The sequence below is a fragment of the Streptomyces sp. NPDC050546 genome, assembly GCF_044457425.1.
In the GTDB taxonomy this organism is placed as follows: Bacteria; Actinomycetota; Actinomycetes; order Streptomycetales; family Streptomycetaceae; genus Streptomyces.
Genome location: NZ_JBITGX010000004.1, coordinates 158,962 through 183,443 on the forward strand (window position 1 = coordinate 158,962; position 24,482 = coordinate 183,443).

Here is a 24,482-nt window from a genome sequence, read left to right on the forward strand (position 1 = left end):
GGCGGCACCCATTCCATGGCGCTCATCGCTCTCGCCGCCGACAAGGGTTCCCCCGGCGTCACCACCGCGGCCGTCGCTCTCTCGGCGGTCTGGCCGCGCCGTGTCCTGCTCGCCGAGGCGGACCCGGCGGGCGGTGACCTCGTCTACCGCAGTGCCGCCGCACACGGCGGGCCGCTCAACCCCAACACCGGCATGCTGTCCATCGCCGCCACCGCGCGCCGCGGACTCGTGCCGGACCAGCTCTGGGACCACGTACAGCCGCTCAGCGGCGGTCTCGAGGTGCTCGTCGGACTCGGCAACGCCGAGCAGGCGGCGGGCCTCGCCGGGCTGTGGCCCACCCTCGGGCACTCCTTCGCCTCCCTCGCCGACTCCCCGAACGCCGCCGCGGACGTCATCGCCGACTGCGGCCGGATCAGCGGGGACACCCCTGCCCTCGAACTGCTCCCGCACGCCGCGCTCGTGCTGCTCATCTCGCGCACCGAGCCGGAGGCCATCGCCCGCGTCCGCGACCGCGCCGCCGCCCTCGCCGGCAAGCTGCACGGCGGATCGCGCGGCGCCGCGAGCCTCGGCACCCCGATGATCGGCGTCGTCCTGATCGCCGACACGGGCACGGCGGGCAAGCTCGCCTCGCAGGTCAACGACATGCTCGTGCACGCCCAGACCGGCGCCCGCGTGGTCGGCACCATCGCCGACGACCCGGCCGGCGCCGACCAGCTGGCCGGCCGCAAGCGCGGCCGTCTCGACAAGTCGCTGCTGATCCGCACGGCCCGCAAGGTCTCGGCCGACATCTACCAGCAGTACGGCGCCGCCTGGGCCGCCTCCGCCCAGGCGAACCAGGCCCACCAGGCCCAGCACCACCACCCGGGCCAGATGCAGGGCCACGCGGGGGCCGGCGCATGACCGCTGTCGACCACCAGTTGGTCAAGCGGTTCCGCCAGGACGCCGGCGACCGTATCGCCGAACAGCGCCGACAGGACCAGGTCAACAACGTCACTCCGATGTCCACGGAGGACGAACGGCACTACGCGCGTGCCGTCATAGCCCAGATACTGGAGGAGTACGCCCGCTCCGAGATCAACGCGGGCCGTACGCCGCTGGACGCCGAGACCGAGGAGCAGTACGCGGCCGCCGTGCACGCCGCGCTGTTCGGCGTCGGCCGGCTCCAGCCGCTGCTGGACAACCCCGACGTCGAGAACATCGACATCAACGGCTGCGACCAGGTGTACGTCGGGTACGCCGACGGCCGTGAGGTGAAGGGCGACCCCGTCGCCGAGACCGACGAGGAGCTCGTCGAGCTCATCCAGGTGCTCGGCGCGTACTCGGGTCTGTCCTCCCGCCCCTTCGACTCGGCCAACCCCCAGCTCGACCTCCGGCTCCCCGACGGTTCGCGTCTGTCGGCCGTCATGGACGTCACCCGGCGCCCCGCCCTGTCCATCCGCCGCGCGCGCATGGGCAAGGTGTTCATCTCCGACCTCGTCGGCAACGGCACGGTGACGCCCGAGGTCGCCCACTTCATGGCCTGCGCGGTCCGCGCCCGCAAGAACATCATGATCGCCGGCGCCACCAACGCCGGTAAGACGACCCTCCTTCGGGCCCTCGCCAACGAGATCCCCCCGAACGAGCGCCTCATCACCGTCGAGCGGGCCCTGGAGCTCGGCCTCGACACCTTCGCCGACCTGCACCCCAACGTCGTCGCCTTCGAGGAACGCCTGCCCAACTCCGAGGGCCAGGGCATGATCTCGATGGCGGAGCTGGTGCGACGCTCGCTGCGTATGAACCCCTCGCGCGTCATCGTCGGTGAGGTCCTCGGCGACGAGATCGTCACCATGCTCAACGCGATGTCGCAGGGCAACGACGGCTCGCTGTCCACGATCCACGCCAACAGCTCCCACGAGGTCTTCAACCGTATCTCCACCTACGCGTTGCAGGCCACGGAGCGGCTGCCCATCGAGGCCAGCCAGATGCTGATCGCGGGCGCGGTGAACTTCGTCGTCTTCATCCAGCGGCGCAACAACTACGGCAACGGCGGCCGCCTCCAGCGCATGGTCACCTCCGTCCGCGAGGTCAACGGCGTCGACGGACGCGTCCTGTCCAGCGAGGTCTTCGCGGAGGCTCCCGACGGCCGGGTCGTGCCGCACGCCCCCATCGCCTGCCTGGAGGAACTGATGGCACACGGCTACCGGCCGACCGGGACCTGGGGGTGACGGGGATGAACACGACTCTCGCCGCACTCGGCTCGCTCGGCTCCATGGGCGGCCTGTTCTCCACCACCGTCCTGTACTCGATCGGCAGCGGCGTCGCCGTCGGCGGCGGCATCGCGCTGCTGCTCGTCGCCGTACGCGGACTGCCCGCCAAGCCCGACCACGAGAAGCAGAAGGCCGCCGAGCGGGCGAGTGAACTCATCCGCTTCGCCGGACAGCGCGGCTCGCTCGCGGCCATCGTCGGCCTCGTCGTGCTCCTCCTCACCCGCTGGGCGGTCGCGGGCATCGCGGCCGGTGTCCTCGTCTTCTTCTGGGACCGCCTGTTCGGCGGCGCCGGCGAGGAGCGGGCCGCCATGCGCCGCGTGGAGGCCCTGGCCTCCTGGACGGAGTCCCTGCGCGACACCATCGCCGGCGCGGTGGGCCTCGAACAGGCCATCCCGGCCTCCGCCCGCGCCGCGGCCCCGGTCCTGCGCCCCCACCTCGACGCCCTCGTCGACCGCCTGCGCGCCCGCACCCCGCTGCCCGAGGCGCTCCAGCAGCTGGCCGACGAGATCGACGACGCCTCCGCCGACATCATCGTCGCGGCCCTGATCCTCAACGCCCGCCTGCGCGGACCCGGTCTGCGGCAGGTGCTCGGCGCCCTCGCCAAGTCGGCCCGCGAGGAGGTCGACATGCGGCAGCGCGTGATGGCGCAGCGGTCGTCCACGCGGCGGTCGGTGCAGATCGTCGTAGCGGTCTCGATCTCCTTCGTCCTGGGCCTTTCGATCTTCAACCGTGAGTTCGTGGAGCCGTACGGCACGCCCGCCGGCCAGCTCGTCCTGGCCTGCGTCTGCGGCCTGTTCGCGCTCGGCTTCTGGTGGCTGCGCAAGCTGTCCACCATCGAGACGCCCGAGCGCTTCCTGGTGCGGGACGAGGCAGCCGTCCAGTTCGTCCGTCCCAGGACGCCGTCGCAGCAGCCGCAGCAGTCCCAGCAACTGCCGCAGGAAGAGGGGGTACGCCGATGAACCTCACGATGCCGCTCGTTGTCGGCGCCGTCATCGGCCTGGGCATCTACGCCCTGGTCCGCGCCCTCATGCCCAGCAAGCGGAGCGCGATCTCGCAGGTGGCGCGGATCGACGCGATGCGAGCGCGCGGCTCGGCGTACGAGTCGGCGCGCCGCGAACGGGAGAAGGGGCGCCTCGGCGCGCTGCGGGCCGAAGTCGGCCTGCGGGTCTCCGAGTTCTATCTGCAGCAGGGCTGGGAGCAGCGCTCGCTGCGCGCGGACCTGGCGGTGCTGGAGCGCAGCTGGGAGAAGTTCCTGGCGACGAAGGTGCTGCTGGGTGTGGCGGGCCTGTTCTTCGGCCCGTTCCTGTTCGCCATCGTCTGGACCCTGGGCGTCGGCAAGAGCCCGATCATCCCGGTGTGGCTGGCACTGCTGTTCGCGGTGGTCTTCTTCTTCCTGCCCGACCTCGAGGTACGCCGGGACGCCGCCGACAAGCGGCGCGACCTGCGACGCGTGATCGGCGCGTACCTCGACCTGGTGTCGATGAGCCTGGCCGGCGGACGCGGTCTGCCGGAGGCCCTGATGGCGGCGGCGGAGGTGTCGGACGGCTGGGCCAACCAGCGCATCCGCAACGCCCTGTCCGACGCCCGTATCACCGGCCTCAGCCAGTGGCAGGCGCTCGGCCAGCTCGGCGAGGAGATCGGCGTCGAGGAGCTCAAGGACCTCTCCGCCTCCCTGGCCCTGGTCGCGGACGACGGAGCGAAGGTCCGTGAGTCCCTCGCCTCCCGCGCCGAGACCATGCGGCACCGCGAACTCGCCGAGATCGAGGGCAGCGCGGGTGAGAAGTCCCAGTCGATGCTCGTGGCACAGCTGCTGCTGTGCGCCGGGTTCCTGGTGTTCCTGATCTTTCCGGCGGCGATGCGGGTGTTCCAGGTGCAGTGAACCACCCGCAGTTCGCCGACCTTCACAACTCCAGAACTTCCCGGAACCGATTTCGAAAGGACAAGACGTCATGAACGGACGCACCTTCCACACCGGCATCCCCGCCGTGGACTTCCTCGTCACCTTCCTCCAGGCCCGCACCGAGCGGGCCCGCTCCGGCGAGCTGGACCGCGGTGCCTCCGCGGTCGAGTGGGTCATCATCTCCGCGGTCGTCGTGGCGATCGTCGGTGTCGTGGCCGCCATCATCAACGCCGCGCTGAGCGAGGGCGCCAACAAGGTCGGCGACTGCATCAAGGGCGCGGACGCGGGCAAGACCTGCTGATCGTCTGCCCGACGTGGGCACAGTCGCAGGGACGGACGTAGGGACAACGGGGTTCACGGGATGCCGGCAGACGTGATCAGACGGGTACGCCGCAGGGTGCGGGCCGCACGGAGAGCGGCGGCCGCCCGCGGTGACTCAGGCATGACCGCGATCGAGTTCGTGCTGCTCACCCCCGTCCTCTTCTTCATGATCTTCGCGACGGTGCAGTTCGCCCTGTACTTCTTCGCGGACCACGTGGCCCAGGCGGCGGCCCAGGCGGGAGCGCGCAAGGCGCGTGCCACGGCCGACGAACGCCCGGGTGCCTGGCGGGGCGAGGCGCAGAACGTGGTCGACGCGTACATCCGCCAACTGGGTCCGCAACTGGTGCTGGGGCCGGACGTGAAGATGCTCCAGCCGGACCAGAACACGGTGGGCGTGGAGATCGCGGCGCGGGTGCCGACGGTGTTCCCGGGCCTGGATCTGACGGTGCACGCGCAGTCCGCGGGCCCGGTGGAGCGGTTCGTCCAGGAGGAGAACTGATGCCCCTCTCGCCTCCTGCCTTCTTCCGGAAGAACGGCCGGTCCATGGACGACGACCGGGGCCTGTCCACGGTCGAGGTCGTGATCCTCGCACCGGTGATGATCCTGTTCATCCTCGTCCTGGTGGCCTTCGGCCAGCTCGTGGACGGCCGCGGGGCGCTCGACGGAGCGGCCAGGGACGCGGCCCGCGCGGGCTCGATCCAGAAGAACCACGGCACCGCCATGGCCGAGGCGAAGAAGGCCGCGGAGGCGAACCTGACGGACGTCTGCGCGGGCCCCGTGTCGGTCGTCCAGACCAGCGAGGGCTTCGAGCCCGACACCATCTTCACGGTCGAGGTGAGCTGCGAGGTGCGAGGCCTCGCCATGCTCGGCCTCGACGTCCCGACGACGCTGACGGCGAGCTTCAGCTCACCGCTGGACCCGTTCCGGAGGTCGGCGTGAGCCACCATCGCCCCTCCCCGCGCTCCTGGTGGGCGTCCCGCGGCGCGCGTCTGGACGACCGCGGCTCGGGTGCCGGCGCGGTCATCATCTTCACGCTGGTCTTCCTCTCCCTCTCCGCGTTCGTGATCGACGGCGGTCTGTCCATCTCCAAGCGGGAACGGGCGGCCGACATCGCGGAACAGGCGGCCCGTTTCGCCGCCCAGGACATCGACCGCGAGGCCCTCTACGACGACGTGGGCGGCCCCGCCCCGATCAACTTCGGGAACTGCGACGCCCGTGTGAAGGCCTTCGCCCGCGAGATGGACATGACGGGCGCGGACATCGCGGCGACCCACTGCGTGGCGGCGACCGCCGAGCAGGTGGAGGTCGACGTACAGCTCACCTACTCCCCGGTCTTCACGGGGATGTTCTACGGCGGCGACGTGGTCGTCCACGGGCAGGCGGTGGCACAGAACGAGGTTGGTTGAGGATTCAGCCGGTCAACCGCAGACGGACACCGAGAGGAAGCGTTCGACTCATGATTTACGAAGAGAAGATCCCCAAGACCTGGATCACGATTACGACGGTCCTCTATGTTGTCGGCGTCGGCGCCATGGCCGTCGGTACCGTGCCCGACGAGCTCGGCCTTTGGCTCGGTATGTCGGCCATGTTCCTCGTGCTCATCTATCTGCCTTTTAATGCGGTGCCCATTTCGAAGTTCTTCTTCAACCGCATCCAGATCGACCATAAAACCCTGCGGGTCGGGCGGGAGCGGATCGCGCTGGCGGAGGTCGACCCCGCGTCGGTTCACGCCGTCTCGCAGCAGGCCGTACCGGGCGTTGCCCAGCGGTACGCGACCTCCGCGAACGCCATCGACGCCCCCGTCCCCGGCCTGCGCGCGGCCAACCTCGGCAATCCGCGTGTCGTGGGGGGCGGTTGGTCCGTGCCCATGGGCATGGACAGCGTGGTGATCAGCACGCGCCAGGGTGAGGCCCTCACCATCGCCACCCGGGACCGCGCCAAATTCGTCGACGCGCTCGGTGCTGCCCTTGGCAACCGTTAGACGCCCCGGTCGGGCGGCGCGGAACATCCCGCGGATCCGCACATGGTTCACCGCGGCGTCGCTGCGAAGAGTGTGCGGACCGGGATGGACGACCGGCACAGCGACGACCGCAGCAAATGGACACGGTGGATGGGAAGGTCATGTGAAGGAATCATCCCTTTCGATGACAGCATTGCCACACTGATGAATTCGGTGACCCTGGAACACCGCCGGTAAATATCGACGGCTGGCCGCCTCTTCGGCAGGGTGCTTTGATCGGTGGGCGCGGGTTGCCGGTATGGAGTTCCACTGTTCCCAATGGGCAACCTTCGACACTGCTTTTTGTTGACACGAAGGGAAACGCCCGTCATGAACCTCGCCCCCCAAGTCGAAACGGCTGAGATCTCGGACACGGACCTGGACACGGTCTCCGGCGGCCAGGCGGGCGGTTCCCCCGTCGGCGTCGGCCTCGGTGCCGCAGCGGGCCTCTACGCCGAGGCCGGGCCCCTGAGCGTCGCTGCCGGTCTCGGTGCCGGCGTGACCCCCGAGGGCGTCGCGGCGGACCTGAACCTCCGCGCTGCCGTTCAGCACTGACGCACACCATGCCTCGTGGGCCCCGGACTCGTTCTCTGAGTCCGGGGCCCACGTGCATTGGTGCGGGTACCGTCGCGTCAGCGGTTGATCGACTGAATCTCCTGCACGTTCATGTCCTGCGTGGTCTCGAACGTGCCGTCGGGCAGGTCGCCGCCGGAGCCGTCCGAACCCTCCCAGGTGATCTGCCAGGTGACGCTGGCGGAGAGTTGGTAGGGCGTGCCGTTCGTGGCGCGGAGGTAGCGGATGCCGCACGGTGGGGTCTTGTCGGCGTTGCCCTTGGTGTAGGGGGTGCCGATGCTGCCGTCGTCGTTGATCTCGCAGTCGCCGGAGGCGGGGAAGACCTCGGCGTCCTCGGTGCCCGGCTCCAGGTGGAGGGCGACCGGCTTGGCCGTCGTCTCGGCCCACAGGCCTGTTCCGGGGAGTTCGGCGCGGACCTTGACGTCCTGGAACGTGCCCTTGTCCAGCCAGACCCAGGTCGGGAGGTTCACCGTCGACCTGGCCGCCGGCTTCAACTCCACCTCGGTCTCAGGGACCTTGACCTTGTCGTAGGCGTAGTCGGCGAGGGTCTCGGGCGTAGGGGCGTTGGGCTCGTCGGGGATCTCGCCGGCGTCCTGCCAGAACATCAGCCGGCTGCACAGCGAGGTGTCATCGATGTCGGTAACGTCCGGGGACACCCCGCGCCAAAAGTAGCCCTTCTTGCCGAGGTTGTAGTTCTTGTATCCCTTCACGGTGCCCGGCTTCGTGAAGATGGTGATGGCGTCCTTCTCGTCCCTGAAGTGGTCGGTCCAGAGTTCCGAGCCGTACCAGCCGTCGCGCAGACCGGCGTCGCCGCTGCCGTCGTTCTCCGAGAAGTTCTTCAACTGCTCGGGGGTGAAGACGGGCTCGTACCAGCAGGGTGGAGGCTTCCAGTTGACGTCCGTCGACGCGACAGTGCCCTGCTTGCCGCCGGTGGGGCCGCTGGTCTGCGTGACCTTGATCCGGGACTGCGAGGCGGAAGCGGAGATCTCGTTGTTCTTGGCGCCGCCGCCGTAACTGCCTTCGCCGCCGAGGGCGACGGCAGGGACGGGTGCGAGGAGAGCGGCGGTGAGTGAGAAGACCGTGAGGGGCCGGGAGACGTGTGAGGACCTCACTTGGCGCAGCCACCCCTCTCCGAGTGGGCGGACACTGCCTGCCACACACCCTGGGCGTTCTTGCCCATGGAGATCACGTAGAGGACCTCGGGGTCCGTACCCGCCGGGTTCCCCTTGACCTCGCTGGTCTTGCGGTTCTTCGTGGAGGCCTTGCTCTCATCGGTGCAGTAGGAGAGGGACGCCGCCGCCTTGTCCTTGGCGAGGGTGACCTTGGGGTCGAACACGGGCAACTTGCCGATGACGGTGAGGTTCTTGTCCGTGTAGGTCCTGATCCACTGCTGGCTCTGCAAGAAGCCGTTCTTCGTGTCGTAGAAGGCGCGGTCCTTGCTGTCGGGATCGTTCTCGATGATCGCCTCGTACCCCGCTCGGAGCTGCTCCTTGCCGTCGTTGAGCACGGCCTGCTCCACGGGGTCGCTGCTCGTCCAGTTCGCGAACGTCAGCTGGAAGCTGCTGGGGAGCTTGATCACCGGGCGCTTGACGCCGGGCGCCTCGGACGGTGCCGAAGCGGACGCCGACGGGCTGCTCGACCCGTTTCCCGCTCCCTTGATGTCGTCCGATGACGAGTCGTCGCCCCCGCCACAGGCGGTCAGAAGCAGCGTCGCCGCCGTGGCGAACGCTGCGGCAGCGGTGGTCAGTGCGCGGCGGGCCACAGTTGATCTCCCCCGTAGTTTCGGTGTACGCGACAGGGAACGAAGCTACCAGGGGAGGGGAATCGGCCCTTGAGAGACAGGGGTGGATTGTGTGGGGAAGGTGAGGAGTGTGGCGTGGCGGTTGCGAACGACCTGGGATCCGGTGGTCAGCGGTTGATCGACTGGATCTCCTGGACGTTCATGTCCTGGGTCGTTTCGAAGGTGCCGTCGGGGAGGTCGCCGCGGGAGCCGTCGGAGCCTTCCCAGGTGATCTGCCAGGTGACGCTGGCGGAGAGTTGGTACGGGGTGCCGTTCGTGGCGCGGAGGTAGCGGATGCCGCACGGTGGGGTCTTGTCGGCGTTGCCCTTGGTGTAGGGGGTGCCGATGGAGCCGTCGTCGTTGATCTGGCAGTCGCCGGAGGCGGGGAAGGTCTCGGCGTCGTCCGTGCCCGGCTCCAGGTGGAGGGCGACCGGCTTGGCGGTCGTCTCCGCCCACAGGTCCGTGTTGGGGAGCTCGGCGCGGACCTTGACGTCCTTGAAGGTGCCCTTGTCCAGCCACACCCAGGTAGGCAGGTTCACCGTCGACTTGGCCGCCGGCTTCAGGTCGACCTTCGTCTCCGGGACCTCGACCTTGTTGTAGGCGTACTCGGCGAGCGTCTTCGGGGTGGGCGAGTTCGGGTCGTCCGGGACCTCGCCGGCGTCGACCCAGAACATGATGCGGCCGCAGTCCCAGGAGTCGGAGGCCATGGGGTCGGGCGCCACACCACGCCAGAAGTAACCGTCCTTGCCGAGGTTGTAGTTCTTGTACCCCTCGGCCGTGCTGTTCTTCGGGCTGTGCATGTCGAAGTTCTCGGCCGGCTTGCCGTCCCGGTAGTGATCGGTCCAGAGCCCCTTGCCCCACCAGGACTCGTGAATGCCGACGTCACCACCGCTGTCCGTGTCCACGAACCTCTTCAACTGCTCGGGACTGAGGGTGGGTTCGTACCAACAGGCCGGCGGCTCCCAGTTGGGGTCGACGGTACCGAGGTTGCCCTTCTTGCCGCCGCCACCTCCACCGCTCGGGTACGAGAGCTGGATGTTGGAGACGGAAGCCGACAGTCCGCCTTGGCCGTCGGCTCCGCCTTGCGGGCCGCTGGGGGGCTTCGCCTCGCCGGGAACCGGCTTGTCGGCGTAAGCGGGGCCGGCGGTGCAGACGAGAGATCCCGCGGCCAAGGCCACGATCAGCCTCGCCCGCCCGGACGAGGTCAGCCTCGGCACTCCTGCGCCTTCCCCTCGACGGTGACCTGCTGGGCACGCCACACCGGCTTGCCCTGGACGGACGCCATGAGGATGGTGAACTTCTGGTAACTGTCCAGGCTTTCCTTCGTGCGGTGGATCTTCTCGGACTTGACTTCCTTGCCGTAGACCTTGGACTGGTCCTCGCAGAAGGTGACGTTGACCGTCTTGACCTTCTCCGACTCGTCCACCGGGTTGATCTCGGCCTGGTAGTACCGGTCCTTGCCCGTGAGGGTCCAGCCGCCGTCCACGTACTCCTTGATCTGCGAGTTCGCGTACTGGGCGGCCTGGCCCGACGAATAGAACTGGAAGGCGGGATCTGCCGGATCCTGCTTCGTGATGCCGTGGTTCAGCGCGCGGATGTAGTTCGCGGCGTCCTCGAGGGCTGCCGCGCTGTCCTGGTCCGAGGGCTTCTCGAAGTCGAAGACCAGGTCCAGGTCGTCGGGGAGCCTCACGTCGGGCCGGTCGACGTCGGTCGGTGTCGAGCGGGAGGCCGAGGCGGAGGGACTGCTTGCTCCCTGGTCCGCTCCCTCGATGTCGTCCGACGAGTCGCCGCCCCCGCCGCATGCGGTGAGCAGAAGTGCCGCCGTGGTGGCGAACACGGCAGCTGTGGTGGTCAGAGCGCGGCGGGCCACGGATTCTCCCCCGAGGTTGGCGTGTGCGACAGGGAACGAAGCTATCAGGGGCGGGGTGTGCCCCCTTGGGTGGCCATGGGGGATTGTGTGGAGTGCGTGAGGGGTGTGCGTGGCAGTTGCGAAGGGGGTTGGGTCGGTGATCCGGCCGCCGGTGCGAGTCCAGCCCACGGCAGGGGCAAATCGGACGTCAACCAGGTTCCGTCCCGCCGCCCTTCGACGACCTCAATAAGAGTCCATAAGATCTCTGTAGGCTCAGCACACCCCTTACTTCACAGCTCTGCCTCACGGCACTCCACACACGACCCCAGGACACCCGCCATGTCGCGACGCCGCACCTCAAGCTCGTCAAGCTCGACGGGAAGTACTACGGGAGCGACGGCCCCGACCACGGCCCCGAGGAATCGGACGCCGCAGCCGGTGAGGATCCGGCGGCGGTCGTTCGGGGACTTCGTCAAGGCGTTCTTCGCCTTCGTCGCCCTGGCCGTTCTGCTCGTCGGCGTGCCGGGCGCGCTGGCCACGCAGATCGGGTGGCCGTTGCCGAACGGGGTGCCGAGCTTCGACTGGCTGCAGCAAGAGATCACCGTTCAGACGTTCCTGAACATCCTCACCGTCGTGGTGTGGCTGGCGTGGGCCCAGTTCACCGCCTGTGTGCTCGTCGAGATGAAGGCCGCGCTGTCCGGCGTGGGCGTGCCGGGGCGCGTACCGGGCGCCGGGCCCAGCCAGTTGCTCGCGCGGCAGCTCGTCGCCGCGCTGCTGCTCGTCGGCGCCACGGCCGCCAGCTTCGCGCCCGGTCTTTCGCAGCTCGGGCAGACGTACGACGCCAACCAGAAGCCCACCGTCGCCTCGGCCCAGCAGACCCCGGGCGGGCTCTTCGCCCAGCAGCAGGAGCAGGCCGCCGACACCGCGTCCGCCCTCGCCGAGCAGGCCTCGCACGCCGCCTCGCACGCCGAGGCCGGCGGCAGCACCGCCAAGCAGGGCGACACGAAGTACTACCGGATCCAGCCGCCCGAGGGGCGTCACCACGACTCCCTGTGGGAGATAGCGGACCGGCACCTCGGTGACGGGCGTCGCTACAAGGAGATCTTCGAGCTCAACAAGGACCGCGTCCAGCCGGACGGTTCCAAGCTCTCCGAGGCCAGCCTCATCCGGCCCGGCTGGATCATGGAGATGCCGGGCGACGCGCGCGGCGGCGACCTCGTCGAGATGCCCGACGAGGCTCCCAACGTGTCGCCCGACGTGCAGCAGCAGATCAGCGACTACGCCCAGAGCGGCGATCACGCCCAGGGCGGCGGAGGCGCCCAGGGCGGAAGCGACCAGGCGCAGGGCGGCGGCGCCACCCAGGTGTCCGTCCCGGAGCAGCAGCGCCCCGCCCCGGACACCGGTCACCAGCAGGCCACCGCCGTCGACGCCGAGTCCGACAGCGCCTTCGGCCTTCCCGAGGCCCTGCTCACCGCTCCCCTCCTCGCCGCCGGTCTCCTCGGCGCCCTGGGGCGGCGACGCCGGCAGGCGCTGTGGCAGTCGGCGTTCGGGGCCGTCGGCGGGCGGCGCGGAATGGAGCCGCCCACGCCGAGCGGGGACGCCCAGGACGTCCAGGACGCGCTGCTCGTCGGCGCCGACCCCGAGGGCGTAAGGCTGCTCGACCGGAGTCTGCGGGGGCTCGCCGCCTCCCTCGCCGAGGAGTCGCGCGCGCTGCCGGTCGTCTACGCGGCCTGGCTGAGCAACGGCGATCTGCACCTCCAGCTCGCCCAGCCCGCCGGGAAGCCGCCCGCCCCCTGGCAGCAGGGGCAGGACCAGACCTTCTGGATGCTGGCCAGGACCGACGCCGAGCGCTACGAGGACACCGACACGGCCGCGCCCTACCCCGGGCTCGTCAGCCTCGGCACCATGGACGACTCGCGGCTGCTGCTCAACCTGGAGGCGGTGCCCGGCATCGTCTCGCTGAGCGGCCGGGAGGCCGACCGGGCCGCCGTCTTCGCCTCCGTCGCCGCCGAGTTGGCGACCAACGGGTGGTCCGACCGCATGACCATCACGCTCGTCGGCTTCGGCGAGGACCTGACGCCGCTCGCCCCGAACCGGATCCGGCACCTCGAGGACATCGAGGCGCTCGTCGAGACCATGGAGGCCGAGACGCGGCAGCGGCGGGGCGCGCTGGGCGCGGCCGGGCACGACTCCGTGCTCACCGGCCGCACCGGGCCCGCCCAGCACACCCGCTGGGCCCCGCACCTCGTCCTGCTCGCCGCCCAGCCGTCCGCCGAGGACGCCGTCAAGCTCGCCGAACTCGCCGCCGACGCCGGGCGCCTCGGCATCGGTTACCTCGTCGGCACCGAGACCGGTGATCTGCCGGGCGCCGCCTGGGAGATGGAGATCACCGGCCAGGGCAAGCTGCTCGCGCCCCTGCTCGGGCTCGAACTCGACGCCCAGCTGCTGCCCGCCGCCCAACAGCGCGCCGTGGTCGAGCTGTTCACCGACGCCGACCCCGAGCGTGAGACGAACGGGCCCGTGACCACCCCGCCGTTCCTCGTCGACATCAGCGAGCACGGCCGGCCGGCGGTCTACGCCCGGCTCGTCGGGCCGTACGAGATCATCGGCCTGGACACCCCGGACGGGGAGCGCAGCGCGCTGCTGCACGAGGCGCTCGCCCTGCTGCTCCTGCACCGCGAGGGCGTGCACCCGCGCGTGCTGGCCTCCGCGCTGTGGCCGCGCGGCGTCACCGACGACGTACGGGAGGCGCTCCTGGACCGGCTGCGGGTGTGGCTCGGCGCCGACCCGGACGGCACGGCCCGCCTCGGCCGGGACCAGACGGGGCGGCTCACGCTCGCCAAGTCCGTCGTCTCCGACCTGGACGTGCTGCGCTCGCTCTACCACGAGGCCACGCAGGGCAAGGGCGTCGACAGCCGGGCCGTGCGCGGGCGGCTGCTCACCGACGCGCTCGTGCTGGTGCGCGGGCCGCTGCTCGCCGACCGGCCCGAGGGCCGCTACCGGTGGCTCACCCACGAGATCGTCGACGCCCAGCTCCCCCTGCTCGTCGCGGACACCGGGCTCGCGCTGTGCGAGTTCCACATGGAGAAGAACCGCGCGGAGAAGGCCATCGAGGCCCTGAACGCGGCGCTGCGCACCGCCCCGGCCGACGAGCGCCTGTGGCACGAGCTGCTGCGCGCCACCCACGCCACCGGCGACACGTCCCAGCTCACCGCGCTCGCCACCGACCTCATCGGTCGCAGCGGTGCCCGGGGCCTGCCGCCGCGCACCGAGGCACTGCTCGACGAGCTGCTGCCGACCTGGCGCGACGCGATCGCCGCGGTGGGATGAACACCGGGCTGCTGATCATCGCCGCCGCGCTCTGGGGCGCGGCGTCGGGTTCGTTCCTGCCGCGCGCGGCCTATCGCTTCTCGGCCCCGGCGGGCGAGCCGTGGCGCGACAGCTGCCCCGGCGGGCATGCCCTCAAGGGCTGGCTGGGCCGGGCCTCGTGCCCGCACTGCGAGGAAGCCGGAGAGGTGGCTGGAGGGGAAGCCGGAGGGGAAGCCGGAGAGGTGGCCGAAGGGGAAGCCGGTGAGCCGGCCGACGGGGAGCCCGGATACGGGCCGCGCACGGCACCCCTGGCGATCGCCACCGCCCTCGTCTGCGCCGCCCTCGCCGCCGCCACCGGCACCCGTCCCGAGCTCGGCGTCTGGCTGCTGCTCGCCCCCGTGGGGGTCCTGCTGACGGCCGTCGACTTCCGGGTTCGGCGGCTGCCCGACCCGCTCACGCTCCCGTTCGCCGGGGCCGCGCTCGCCCTGCTCGGCCTCACCGCGCTGCTGCCCGAGCACGCGGGGGAGTGGACGACCGCCCTGCTCGGCTCGCTCGCCCTCGGCGGCGGCTACTTCGTGCTGTTCCTCATCAACCCCGCGGGCATGGGCTTCGGCGACGTCAAGCTCGCCCTGGGCACGGGAGCGGTCCTCGGCTGGTACGGCTGGCCCACCGTGATGCTCGGCACCTTCGCCGGGTTCCTGCTGGGCGCACTGTACGGCGGCGCCCTGGTCGTCGCACGCCGAGCCGACCGCAAGACGGCGATCGCGTTCGGGCCGTTCCTGATCACCGGCGCCCTGCTGGGGCTGCTGGTGGGTGCCTACACGGCCTGACCTCGTGGGCGCCCGCACGGCCTGACGTCCTGCTCTCCCGACCCCTGGCGTACGCTGGGCTGGTCCGTCCACAACCCTTACGAAAGGGACGCCCGGTGACCGAGAAGGCCGACCTTCAGCCCATCCTCGACCGCGCAGCCGCCGGTGGGCGGATCACCCCGGACGAGGCGCTCGTGCTGTACCGGGACGCCCCGCTGCACGCCCTGGGCGCCGCCGCCGACGCCGTGCGCCGCCGCCGGTACGCGGGGACCGAGCACATCGCGACGTACATCATCGAGCGCAACATCAACTACACGAACGTGTGCGTCACGGCGTGCAAGTTCTGCGCGTTCTACGCCCCGCCGAAGGCCAAGGACAAGGGCTGGACGCGCGACCTCGACGACATCCTGCGCCGGTGCGCGGAGACCGTCGAGCTGGGCGGCACCCAGATCATGTTCCAGGGCGGCCACCACCCGGACTACGGCGTCGAGTACTACGAGAAGCACTTCGCCGCCATCAAGCAGGCCTTCCCGCAGCTGGTCATCCACAGCCTGGGGGCGTCCGAGGTCGAGCACATGGCCAGGATTTCGAAGGTGTCGGTCGAGGACGCCATCCAGCGCATCCACGCCGCCGGGCTCGACTCCTTCGCCGGTGCCGGTGCCGAGCTGCTGCCCGAGAGGCCCCGCAAGGCCATCGCGCCGCTGAAGGAGTCCGGCGAGCGCTGGCTGGAGATCATGGAGATCGCGCACGGACTGGGCGTGGAGTCGACGTCCACCATGCTGATGGGCACCGGCGAGACCAATGCCGAGCGCATCGAGCATCTGCGGATGATCCGGGACGTACAGGACCGCACGGGCGGCTTCCGCGCCTTCATCCCGTACACCTACCAGCCCGAGAACAACCACCTGAAGGGCCGCACGCAGGCCACGCTCTTCGAGTACCTGCGGATGATCGCCATCGCGCGGCTGTTCATGGACAACATCGCCCACATCCAGGGCTCCTGGCTGACCACGGGCAAGGAGGTCGGCCAACTCTCCCTGCACTACGGCGCCGACGACCTCGGCTCGATCATGCTGGAGGAGAACGTCGTCTCCTCCGCGGGCGCCAAGCACCGCTCCAACCGGCTGGAGATCATCGACCTGATCCGCAAGGCCGGGCGCGTGCCCGCCCAGCGGGCGACCACGTACGAGCACCTCGTCGTGCATGACGACCCGGCGAACGACCCCGCCGACGACCGCGTGGCCTCGCACATCTCGTCCACGGCCATCGAGGGCGGCACGGCTCACCCCGAGCTCAAGCTGCTCGCCCCCAACTAGGCTGCGGCGGGTAAGAGTTGGAGACGATCCACACGGCGGACGCGGTCCGTGTCACCTGGGACTCCGATCCCCTGAAGAACGGCGCCGTGGTCGTCGGACGGGACCGGATCGGTGCCGTCGGGAAGCTCGACGACGTGCGCGAGGCGTTCCCGAAGGCCCGGGTGCGCAGCTGGCCCGGGACCCTCGGCCCCGCCCGCGTCCACGAGGGCCCGCTCCCGGACGCCCCGAGCCCGCGCGAGCGTGTCCACGCGGTGCTGAAGCTCGGGGCTGTGGCGGTGCTTGAGGAGTACGTCGACTCGGTGGAACTACGGTCCGCCGCCGAGCGCAACGACGTCGTCGTCCTGCCGCGTACCCGCCGGCCCGCCCTCGTGCCGACCGGCCGGGCCGACCTCGCCGTCTTCGACGAGGCGGGGGAGTGCGTCGCGACGGTCTGCGCGGGGCGGCTGGTGCACCGGCGGCGCTGAGCCGACGGCCCTCGACGCCCCGTCAGCCCGTGAACTCCTCGGCGAACGCTCCCGAACTCTGCTTCACCCCACTGCAGTCGGTCGCCGGCTTGTCGGTCTTCGTCCCGTCCGCGCACTGCCGGTCCCGGGCCGCCGACCACATCGACACCCACCCGATGCCCTTGTCCTCGGCGAAGGTGCGTACCTCGGCTGCGTCGGCGAGTGTGAAGGTCTCGCCGTCGACGTCGTTGACACCGATCATCGAGGTGAGCGCCATGCCCCGCCAGGCAGCCGCGTCCGACGTGCCGAAGACCTTCTTCAACTGGGTGTGCGAGGCCTTGGCGGCCGCGAGGGCGTAGCCGCCCATGTCGCCGTCGAACGAGCTGCCGTAGTTCATCGTCATCAGGTTGACCGTGGCGACCTGTACGCCGTTGTCGTTGGCGGAGGCGAGGAGCGCCAGGCTGTCCTTGCCCAGTCCGGAGGGCATGACGGGCAGCGTGAACGAGACCTCCAGATCCGTACGCTCCTTCTGCAACAGCGCGATCGCCTTCGAACGCACCTCTATGGAGGCGGAGTCGGCCAGTTCGTCGCCCTCGATGTCGAAGTCGGCCCGGGTGGCACCGGCCGCGTCGAGGGCCTTGCCGTACGCCGCCGCCAGCTCCGAGGCGCTGTCGCAGGCCGCCGCGAGCTCCTTGCCGGAGGCGCCGCCGAAGGAGACCCGGACCTGGGCGCCGTCCTCCTTGAGCCCCGCGATACGGGACTTCACCGCAGAGTCGCCGAGGGCGTCCGTGCCGTTCCAGCGCGGAGTACAGCCGCTGCCGCCGGCCAGCACGAAGGCCAGGTTGTACGTCGTGGGAGAGCCCGCGGAGTCGGTGGCGGCGGCGTCCTTGGCGTCGACGTACGGGGCGTACGCGGTGCCGGTATCGGTACCGGACTCGGTATCGGTGTCGGTACCGGACTCGGCCGGGGATGAGGTGCTGGGCGCGGCTGACGCCGGGGGTGCCGGACGGGCCGCCTCGCCCTGCTCGGAGCAGGCCGTGCCGGCCAGGGCGAGCAGACAGCCCAGTCCGACCGCCGCCCGCTTCCGGTGACTCCTCATAGCGCACGCTCCCGTTCTCGTGAGGTCATAAAGGTCCAAACCCCCAGTACGTTTCCCGGCAGCAAACGTCTCACGATGTTGGGCGCTCGAAACGAGTTCCGCAGGACTTCCCGACAACTCTCAGAGAAAGGACAGCTTCGGTCGTTTCTCATGGGTCTCTCACATCAAAACCCAAGTTTAGGACATATAAAGGCCGCCTAATGTCCGGGGAATGCATTCCGAGCCTGCCATCGAAAGCCGCGTCACTCGCGGTCGCCGCCGCAAACGCGGTAACGAGTCCGCCGAAGGGCCCGTGTTCGTTGACAACTCCGGACGCCGGGCCCGGCTGCTGCGCCGGATCGGTCTCCTCCTGGGGGTCGTCTGCCTCGGGTACGCGGCCGTGCTCGGCGCGGCCTTCATGGGCTGGGGCACCTCGCTCACACCGTCGCAGCTGCTGCCGTTCGCGGGCGCCGGGCCCGGTGGCGGCGGGCCGGGGGGCGAGGGGCCGGGGGGCGAGGGGCCCGGCGGCCCCGGCGGCGCCCCGCCGAGCGGTGTCCCGTCGGCACCGCCCCAGGTAGCCGAAGACGGCGCCGCCGCCGGTCCCAGTCCGTCCCCGTCCGCCACGTCCCCGTCCGCCACGTCCCCGTCCGCCACGTCCCCGTCCACCACGTCCCCCTCCGCCTCGGCCTCCGCCGCCGCGGTCGTGGGCTCCGACTGAGCGGGGGCCGCCGTATGACCACGACCACCCCCTCCCGCGGCCGCCGTCGCGCCCCCTCCCGGATGGAGCGGGCCGCAGGCAAGGCCGCCGCGCTGCAGAAGCCGCGCGTCATCCTCGCCCTGCTGCTCCTGCTCGCGCTGATCTGCGTGATGCTCCTCGACGGCTATCTGCGCGCCGAGGTCGGCGGCGACCAGCGCGTGCGCACCGGAGCCAGCTCCAGCGACGTACCGGACGACATCCTGGACGGCGGGCCCATCGTCACCTTCCGCGGCGGACAGGCCACGACCGTCTCCGTCCCCGACAAGACGATCGCGCTCACCTTCGACGACGGACCCAACCCGACCTGGACGCCCCAGGTGCTGGCGATCCTCGAGAAGTACGACGTGCCCGCCACGTTCTTCCTCGTCGGCTCGATGGTGTCGCGCTACCCGGGCATCGTGTCGGACATGGTCGAACAGGGCCATGAGGTGGGGATCCACACCTTCACGCACGTCGACCTGTCGTACCAGAGCGACGCCCGCGTCCGGCGCGAGATGGAGCAGACCCAGCTCGCGCTGGCGGGCGCGGCCGGCATCACGACCACCCTGTTCCGGGCGCCCTACTCCTCCGAGACGGACGCCATCGACAACTACAGCTGGCCCGTCTACAAGAAGCTCGGCCAGGACGGCTACACCAGCGTCTTCGTCGACACCGACAGCGACGACTGGAAGCGGCCGGGCGTCTCGAAGATCGTCCAGTGGGCCACGCCGAAGAAGAACAAGGGCGCGTCGGTCCTCTTCCACGACGCGGGCGGCGAACGCTCGCAGACGATCAAGGCGCTGCCGCAGTACATCGAGAAGATGCGGGCGAAGGGGTACACCTTCACCACCATCAGCGGCGTCATGGAACAGGGGCGGGGTTCCGGGCAGCAGCAGCCCGGAGCCGGAGGACCCCAGGGCGCGGCGGACGGTTCGGACGGTTCGGACGGTTCTCAGGGCGCCGCGAACGGCCGCCAGGGCACCGCGAACGGCCCCCAGGGCACCGCGAACACCCTCCAGGCCGCCCACCGCGAGGCCACCGGCGCGATCCTCTACGAGGGCAAGGCCCTGGTCGCGGCCGTGGCGGTCGCCGAGTGGGCCGTGCCGACGCTGTCCGTCGGCCTGATGGTGGTCGGCGTGGCCGTCATGGGCCGCTTCGGGATGATGCTGATCCTCGCCCGCCGCCACCACCGCCTCCGCAACAGACGCCGCTTCAGCTGGGGCCCGACCGTCACCCGGCCGGTCAGCGTGATCGTCCCGGCGTACAACGAGAAGGAGTGCATCGCCAACACCCTCGACTCGCTGGCGCGGAGCACGCACCCGATCGAGATCATCGTCGTGGACGACGGCTCCACGGACGGCACGGCCGAGATCGCCGAGTCCCTCGGCATGCCCAACGTGCGCGTCATCCGCCAGGCCAACGCGGGCAAGCCGGCCGCCCTCAACAACGGCGTACGGAACGCCGCTTACGACATCGTCGTGATGATGGACGGCGACACCGTCTTCGAGCCGGACACCGTACGGCAGCTCGTGCAGCCCTTCGCCGACCCGGAGGTCGGCGCGGTCGCGGGCAACGCCAAGGTCGGCAACCGCACCACCGTCATCGGCGCCTGGCAGCACATCGAGTACGTGATGGGCTTCAACCTGGACCGGCGCATGTACGACCTGCTGCGCTGCATGCCGACCATCCCCGGCGCGATCGGCGCGTTCCGCCGCGAGGCGGTGCTCCAGGTCGGCGGCATGAGCGAGGACACCCTCGCCGAGGACACCGACATCACCATCGCGATGCACCGAGCGGGCTGGCGGGTCGTCTACCAGGAGCACGCGCGCGCCTGGACCGAGGCGCCGGGCTCGCTCAAGCAGCTGTGGTCCCAGCGCTACCGCTGGTCGTACGGCACGATGCAGGCGCTGTGGAAGCACCGCAAGTCCCTCACGGACAAGGGGCCTTCGGGGCGTTTCGGGCGGGTCGGCATGCCGTTGGTGGTGCTGTTCCAGATCGTCACGCCGGTCTTCGCGCCGCTCATCGACGTGTTCACGGCCTACTCGATGATCTTCATCGACTTCAGGGCGGCGCTGCTGGCCTGGCTCGCGGTGCTCGCGGTCCAGCTGGTGTGCGCGGCGTACGCCTTCCGTCTGGACCGCGAGAAGTACCGCTATCTGCTGATGATGCCGCTCCAGCAGCTCGCCTACCGGCAGATGATGTACCTCGTCCTCATCCACTCCTGCGTCACCGCTCTCACCGGCGGCCGGCTGCGCTGGCAGAAGCTGAAGCGGACCGGCGAGGTCGGCACCCCGGCGGGGGCGGGCTGATGGGGGCGCACAGCAGGACGGCGGAGCGGGCACTCCCGGCGACGGGTGCCCGCCCGGCGGATCGCCCGGTGCGGGACCGCTACTTCGACACCCTCCGGGCCGTCGCACTCGTCCGCGTCGTCACGTACCACACCTTCGGCTGGGCCTGGGCCGGGCTGGTCTTCCCCTCCATGGGGGTGATGTTCGGCCTCGCGGGCACCCTCATGGCGAGGTCGCTCCAGCGCCCCGCGCTCACGGTGATCAGGAGCCGCGTCCGCAGACTGCTGCCGCCCTTCTGGTTCTGGGGCGTGTTCGTGGTGGGCGCGATGCTGGTGCACGGCTGGATGCCGGGCTGGCAGATCGTCTACTGGGTGGTGCCGCTCGGCGACCCGCCGGGCAGCGCCTGGGGCGAGCAGGCCTGGGAGATCCTCTGGTACCTGCGGACGTACCTCTGGTTCGTGCTGCTCTCCCCGCTCCTGCTGCGGCTCTTCCGGCTCGCCCCCGTCCCGGTCCTGCTGCTGTCGTTGACTCCGGTCCTGGCTCTCCGGTTCGTGTGGCAGCCGCCGGACGACCGTCTCGGTGCCGCCCTGTGGGACCTGGTGACGTTCCTGTTCTGCTGGCTCCTCGGCTTCGCGCACCACGACGGCGTCCTGGCCCGGCTGAAGCCCGCCGCGCTGCTCCCGCTCGCGTCGGCCGCTCTCGCGTTCGGCGGCTGGTACGCCCTGGCTCACCAGGCGGAGTACGGCACGTACGACCTCGACGAGAACCCGCTCGCGCAGGCCTTCTGGTCGGCCGGGTTCGTGACGCTCCTGATGTACGCCAAGGCCCGCTTGCGGACCGACTTCGCGGGACTCGCCCGGTTCCGGCGGCTGGACCGGCTCGTCACGGTGTTCAACGCGCGGGCCGTCACGCTCTACCTCTGGCACGAGATCGCCCTGGTCCTCGCCGTACCGCTGATCGACCGGTTCTGGGACGTGCCCGCCTTCGAGGCGTACCTGCCGCTGGACAGCCAGTGGTTCATGTTCGGTGTGGGCTGGGTGCTGATCGCGGTCTTCGTGCTGCTGTGCGGATGGGTGGAGGACGTGGCGGCGCGGAAGAAGCCCAGGCTCCTGCCGTGAGGACCCTCGGGGGGCCCGGTGCGGGAGCCCGGTGCGGGGGCCCGGTGCGGGGGTGCTGCAAGAATGGGTGCGTGACCCGCGCATCCCTGGACAAGCAGCCGCACGAAGTCGCCTCGATGTTCGACGACGTGGCGGAACGGTACGACCTGACCAACGACGTGCTGTCCCTCGGCCAGGACCGGCGATGGCGCAAGGAGGTCGCCAAGGCGGTCGACGCGCGCCCCGCGCAGAAGGTCCTCGACCTGGCGGCGGGCACGGGCACCTCCTCGCTGCCCTTCGCGCAGACCGGTGCCTACGTCGTCCCGTGCGACTTCTCCCAGGGCATGCTCCAGGTCGGCAAGGAGCGCCGGCCCTGGCTGCCCTACACGGCCGGCGACGCGACGCGGCTCCCCTTCAAGGACGGCACCTTCGACGCCGTCACCATCTCCTTCGGGCTGCGCAACGTGCAGGACACGGACGCGGCCCTGCGGGAGATGCAGCGCGTGACCCGGCCCGGTGGGCGGATCGTGATCTGCGAGTTCTCACACCCGACGTGGGCGCCGTTCCGCACGGTCTACACCGAGTACCTGATGCGCGCCCTGCCGCCGGTCGCCCGGGCCGTGTCCTCCAGCCCCGACGCCTACGTCTACCTCGGCGAGTCCATCCGCGCATGGCCCGACCAGCCCGCACTGGCCCAGCGGCTGGGCAAGGCCGGCTGGTCGCGGGTGGCCTGGCGCAACCTGAGCGGCGGGATCGTGGCCCTGCACCGGGGCTTCAAGGAGAGCTGATCCCCGCGAGGGGCTTACCGGATCGCTGAGGGCCATGTATGGGCGAGGGGCTCATGGAGAGCTGAGGACCATGTACGGGTCGCCCGGCTCGTCTAGCTCCCGTTGGAGTCCGCCCCTGGGCGGTCTCGGGATCCGCGGCTCGTGCACGCCTCCGCCGCCCTCGCCGGGACCGAAGTCGAACCACACGTAGACCATCGAGTCCCGCGGCACCTCGGCCTCGGGCTGCGGGTACTGGCGCACGACGTAGTCGACGACGGCGAGATGGAAGTCGGGCCGGTCCGGCGCGTTGAGCAACAGGCCTCGTGCCCGGGCCGTCTCGCGCGCGTCCACGGCCATCAGACCGACCAGACGCGGTACGCGCACTTCGGGTGCTTTGCGGGATATCAGCACAGATGTCACCCCCAGCGGTACAGGAAGGGTAACTCCGGTCTCACGTCGCCCGGAAGCGACGGGTGTCTTTCTGTGACAGTCGACTACGCTCCGTCAACAGGGGCTCGGTTCCCGTAGGCAGCCCTTCAGCCGGGTGATCAACACCGCTGCATAGACTGCCCATGTCCTGTGCCCGCCGGCACACAGATCCCGAAGCTTGGGGAGATCCCGCCGTGACCGTCGTGACCGAGCCTCTCTCCGAGAACACCGCCGATGTGATCGTCGTGGGCGCGGGGCCGGCCGGCTCCACGACCGCCTACCACCTCGCCAAGGCGGGACTCGACGTCCTCCTGCTGGAGAAGACCGCGTTCCCGCGCGAGAAGGTCTGCGGCGACGGCCTCACCCCGCGCGCCGTCAAGCAGTTGGTGGCGATGGGCATCGACATCTCGGAGGAGGCGGGCTGGCTGCGCAACAAGGGCCTCCGGATCATCGGCGGCGGAGTGCGGCTCCAGCTCGACTGGCCGGATCTCGCCTCCTTCCCCGACTACGGCCTCGTCCGCAAGCGCGACGACTTCGACGACCAGCTCGCCCGGCAGGCCCAGAAGGCGGGCGCCCGGCTGTTCGAGCGCTGCAACGTGGGCGCGCCGATCGTGGACGACCGCACGGGCCGCATCACCGGCGTGCACGCCAAGCTCGGTGAGGACAAGCGCGAGGTCACCTTCCACGCGCCGCTCGTCGTCGCCGCCGACGGCAACTCCACCCGCCTTTCCCTCGCGATGGGCCTGCACCGCCGTGAGGACCGCCCGATGGGCGTGGCCGTACGGACGTACTTCGAAAGCCCCCGCCACGAGGACGACTACCTGGAGTCCTGGCTGGAGCTCTGGGACCGCCGCGGCCCGGGGGAGGACCGGCTCCTGCCCGGCTACGGCTGGATCTTCGGCATGGGCGACGGCACCTCGAACGTCGGCCTGGGCGTGCTCAACACCTCCGACTCCTTCAAGGAACTGGACTGGCGCGAGGTCCTGAAGGCCTGGTGCGCGTCCATGCCGGAGGACTGGGGCTACACCCCCGACAACATGACCGGTCCGATCCGCGGCGCCGCCCTGCCCATGGCCTTCAACCGCCAGCCGCACTACACCAAGGGCCTGCTGCTCGTCGGCGACGCCGGCGGCCTGGTGAACCCCTTCAACGGCGAGGGCATCGCCTACGCCATGGAGTCCGGCCAGATCGCCGCCGACGTCATCGTCCAGGCCCACGCCCGCTCCACCCCGGCCCGGCGCGAGCTGGCGCTCCAGCGCTACCCGCGCGTCCTCAAGGACACCTACGGCGGCTACTACACGCTCGGCCGTGCCTTCGTGAAGCTCATCGGCAACCCGAAGGTCATGCAGATCGCCACGCAGCGCGGTCTGACCCACCCGATGCTGATGAAGTTCACACTGAAGCTCCTCGCGAACCTCACGGACCCGACCGGCGGCGACGCGATGGACCGCATCATCAACGGGCTGAGCAAGGTGGCCCCGAAGGCCTGATCACGCCTGCGGCAAGGTGGCCCCGACGGCCTGATCACGCCCGCGGCAAGGT

General features: G+C 70.3%; 25 protein-coding genes. 19 read left to right on the forward strand and 6 right to left on the reverse strand.

All coding sequences use genetic code 11. The annotated features are described in order from the left end of the window. The first annotated feature begins 15 nt into the window (after positions 1-15). From ACIBK5_RS11675 to ACIBK5_RS11720, 10 genes are all read left to right on the forward strand, one after another. Positions 16-900, forward strand: a complete 885-nt coding sequence (locus ACIBK5_RS11675; protein ID WP_399018595.1) for a hypothetical protein — start codon at positions 16-18, stop codon at positions 898-900. Further along, entirely contained in the window at positions 897-2,204 is a 1,308-nt protein-coding gene (locus tag ACIBK5_RS11680) for a CpaF family protein (RefSeq protein WP_399018597.1), read from the forward strand. Before ACIBK5_RS11675 ends, ACIBK5_RS11680 begins: the two co-directional genes overlap by 4 nt. 44 nt (positions 2,205-2,248) lie before the next feature. Then, positions 2,249-3,205 carry a type II secretion system F family protein gene (locus ACIBK5_RS11685; RefSeq protein ID WP_399019180.1) on the forward strand — a complete coding sequence of 319 codons (957 nt, stop codon included), beginning with the start codon at positions 2,249-2,251 and terminating at the stop codon, positions 3,203-3,205. After that, entirely contained in the window at positions 3,202-4,125 is a 924-nt protein-coding gene (locus ACIBK5_RS11690) for a type II secretion system F family protein (protein ID WP_359887480.1), read from the forward strand. The genes ACIBK5_RS11685 and ACIBK5_RS11690 overlap by 4 nt, the downstream gene beginning before the upstream one ends. Positions 4,126-4,195: 70 nt before the next feature. After that, positions 4,196-4,447 (forward strand): hypothetical protein, encoded by a 252-nt coding sequence (locus ACIBK5_RS11695; RefSeq protein ID WP_031107180.1) that lies wholly within the window; start codon positions 4,196-4,198, stop codon positions 4,445-4,447. Positions 4,448-4,507: 60 nt separating this feature from the next. Further along, on the forward strand, positions 4,508-4,966 hold the full coding sequence (locus tag ACIBK5_RS11700; RefSeq protein ID WP_399018600.1) for a TadE family protein: 459 nt from the start codon (positions 4,508-4,510) through the stop codon (positions 4,964-4,966). Continuing rightward, a complete protein-coding gene (locus ACIBK5_RS11705; protein WP_399018601.1) occupies positions 4,966-5,406 on the forward strand; it encodes a TadE/TadG family type IV pilus assembly protein in 441 nt (146 codons plus the stop codon). Before ACIBK5_RS11700 ends, ACIBK5_RS11705 begins: the two co-directional genes overlap by 1 nt. Beyond that, complete coding sequence (locus ACIBK5_RS11710) at positions 5,403-5,873, forward strand: pilus assembly protein TadG-related protein (protein ID WP_399018603.1); 471 nt, start codon at positions 5,403-5,405, stop codon at positions 5,871-5,873. The genes ACIBK5_RS11705 and ACIBK5_RS11710 overlap by 4 nt, the downstream gene beginning before the upstream one ends. 50 nt (positions 5,874-5,923) lie before the next feature. Beyond that, positions 5,924-6,448 (forward strand): hypothetical protein, encoded by a 525-nt coding sequence (locus tag ACIBK5_RS11715; RefSeq protein WP_399018605.1) that lies wholly within the window; start codon positions 5,924-5,926, stop codon positions 6,446-6,448. 348 nt (positions 6,449-6,796) lie between these two features. Further along, entirely contained in the window at positions 6,797-7,021 is a 225-nt protein-coding gene (locus ACIBK5_RS11720) for a hypothetical protein (protein WP_399018606.1), read from the forward strand. A 77-nt stretch (positions 7,022-7,098) separates the two neighbouring features. Here the strand turns inward: ACIBK5_RS11720 and ACIBK5_RS11725 are convergent, their stop codons facing one another. The 4 genes from ACIBK5_RS11725 to ACIBK5_RS11740 form a co-directional block, all read right to left on the reverse strand. Then, the gene (locus ACIBK5_RS11725) at positions 7,099-8,151 is read right to left on the reverse strand and encodes a hypothetical protein (RefSeq protein ID WP_399018608.1); all 1,053 of its coding nucleotides are present in this window, start codon (positions 8,149-8,151) and stop codon (positions 7,099-7,101) included. Beyond that, positions 8,148-8,801 carry a hypothetical protein gene (locus ACIBK5_RS11730; protein WP_399018610.1) on the reverse strand — a complete coding sequence of 218 codons (654 nt, stop codon included), beginning with the start codon at positions 8,799-8,801 and terminating at the stop codon, positions 8,148-8,150. The genes ACIBK5_RS11725 and ACIBK5_RS11730 overlap by 4 nt, the downstream gene beginning before the upstream one ends. Before the next feature lie 146 nt (positions 8,802-8,947). Next, positions 8,948-10,036 (reverse strand): hypothetical protein, encoded by a 1,089-nt coding sequence (locus ACIBK5_RS11735; RefSeq protein WP_399018612.1) that lies wholly within the window; start codon positions 10,034-10,036, stop codon positions 8,948-8,950. Continuing rightward, the gene (locus ACIBK5_RS11740; RefSeq protein ID WP_399018614.1) at positions 10,024-10,689 is read right to left on the reverse strand and encodes a hypothetical protein; all 666 of its coding nucleotides are present in this window, start codon (positions 10,687-10,689) and stop codon (positions 10,024-10,026) included. The genes ACIBK5_RS11735 and ACIBK5_RS11740 overlap by 13 nt, the downstream gene beginning before the upstream one ends. Positions 10,690-11,106: 417 nt before the next feature. Between ACIBK5_RS11740 and ACIBK5_RS11745 the strand changes: the two genes are divergently transcribed. From ACIBK5_RS11745 to ACIBK5_RS11760, 4 genes are all read left to right on the forward strand, one after another. Then, positions 11,107-13,998 (forward strand): BTAD domain-containing putative transcriptional regulator, encoded by a 2,892-nt coding sequence (locus ACIBK5_RS11745; RefSeq protein ID WP_399018616.1) that lies wholly within the window; start codon positions 11,107-11,109, stop codon positions 13,996-13,998. Beyond that, positions 13,995-14,807, forward strand: a complete 813-nt coding sequence (locus tag ACIBK5_RS11750) for a prepilin peptidase (protein ID WP_399018617.1) — start codon at positions 13,995-13,997, stop codon at positions 14,805-14,807. Before ACIBK5_RS11745 ends, ACIBK5_RS11750 begins: the two co-directional genes overlap by 4 nt. Positions 14,808-14,902: 95 nt before the next feature. Beyond that, positions 14,903-16,102 (forward strand): cyclic dehypoxanthinyl futalosine synthase, encoded by a 1,200-nt coding sequence (gene mqnC / locus ACIBK5_RS11755; RefSeq protein ID WP_399018619.1) that lies wholly within the window; start codon positions 14,903-14,905, stop codon positions 16,100-16,102. A 17-nt stretch (positions 16,103-16,119) separates the two neighbouring features. After that, entirely contained in the window at positions 16,120-16,566 is a 447-nt protein-coding gene (locus ACIBK5_RS11760) for a hypothetical protein (protein ID WP_399018621.1), read from the forward strand. Between the two features lie 22 nt (positions 16,567-16,588). On the opposite strand, the gene ACIBK5_RS11765 is transcribed toward ACIBK5_RS11760, so the two are convergent. After that, entirely contained in the window at positions 16,589-17,644 is a 1,056-nt protein-coding gene (locus tag ACIBK5_RS11765; protein ID WP_399018623.1) for a chitinase, read from the reverse strand. Between the two features lie 292 nt (positions 17,645-17,936). Between ACIBK5_RS11765 and ACIBK5_RS11770 the strand changes: the two genes are divergently transcribed. The 4 genes from ACIBK5_RS11770 (at position 17,937) to ACIBK5_RS11785 (ending at position 22,532) form a co-directional block, all read left to right on the forward strand. Continuing rightward, complete coding sequence (locus ACIBK5_RS11770) at positions 17,937-18,341, forward strand: hypothetical protein (protein WP_399018625.1); 405 nt, start codon at positions 17,937-17,939, stop codon at positions 18,339-18,341. A 14-nt stretch (positions 18,342-18,355) separates the two neighbouring features. Then, entirely contained in the window at positions 18,356-20,668 is a 2,313-nt protein-coding gene (locus ACIBK5_RS11775) for a bifunctional polysaccharide deacetylase/glycosyltransferase family 2 protein (protein WP_399018627.1), read from the forward strand. Then, a complete protein-coding gene (locus tag ACIBK5_RS11780) occupies positions 20,668-21,765 on the forward strand; it encodes an acyltransferase (RefSeq protein WP_399018629.1) in 1,098 nt (365 codons plus the stop codon). Before ACIBK5_RS11775 ends, ACIBK5_RS11780 begins: the two co-directional genes overlap by 1 nt. A gap of 71 nt (positions 21,766-21,836) precedes the next feature. Continuing rightward, positions 21,837-22,532 (forward strand): demethylmenaquinone methyltransferase, encoded by a 696-nt coding sequence (locus tag ACIBK5_RS11785; RefSeq protein WP_399018630.1) that lies wholly within the window; start codon positions 21,837-21,839, stop codon positions 22,530-22,532. A gap of 51 nt (positions 22,533-22,583) precedes the next feature. On the opposite strand, the gene ACIBK5_RS11790 is transcribed toward ACIBK5_RS11785, so the two are convergent. Continuing rightward, on the reverse strand, positions 22,584-22,895 hold the full coding sequence (locus ACIBK5_RS11790; protein WP_382489183.1) for a PASTA domain-containing protein: 312 nt from the start codon (positions 22,893-22,895) through the stop codon (positions 22,584-22,586). A 239-nt stretch (positions 22,896-23,134) separates the two neighbouring features. On the opposite strand from ACIBK5_RS11790, the gene ACIBK5_RS11795 reads away from it, so the two are divergent. Next, entirely contained in the window at positions 23,135-24,430 is a 1,296-nt protein-coding gene (locus ACIBK5_RS11795) for a geranylgeranyl reductase family protein (protein ID WP_391103343.1), read from the forward strand. The last annotated feature ends 52 nt before the right edge of the window (positions 24,431-24,482 follow it).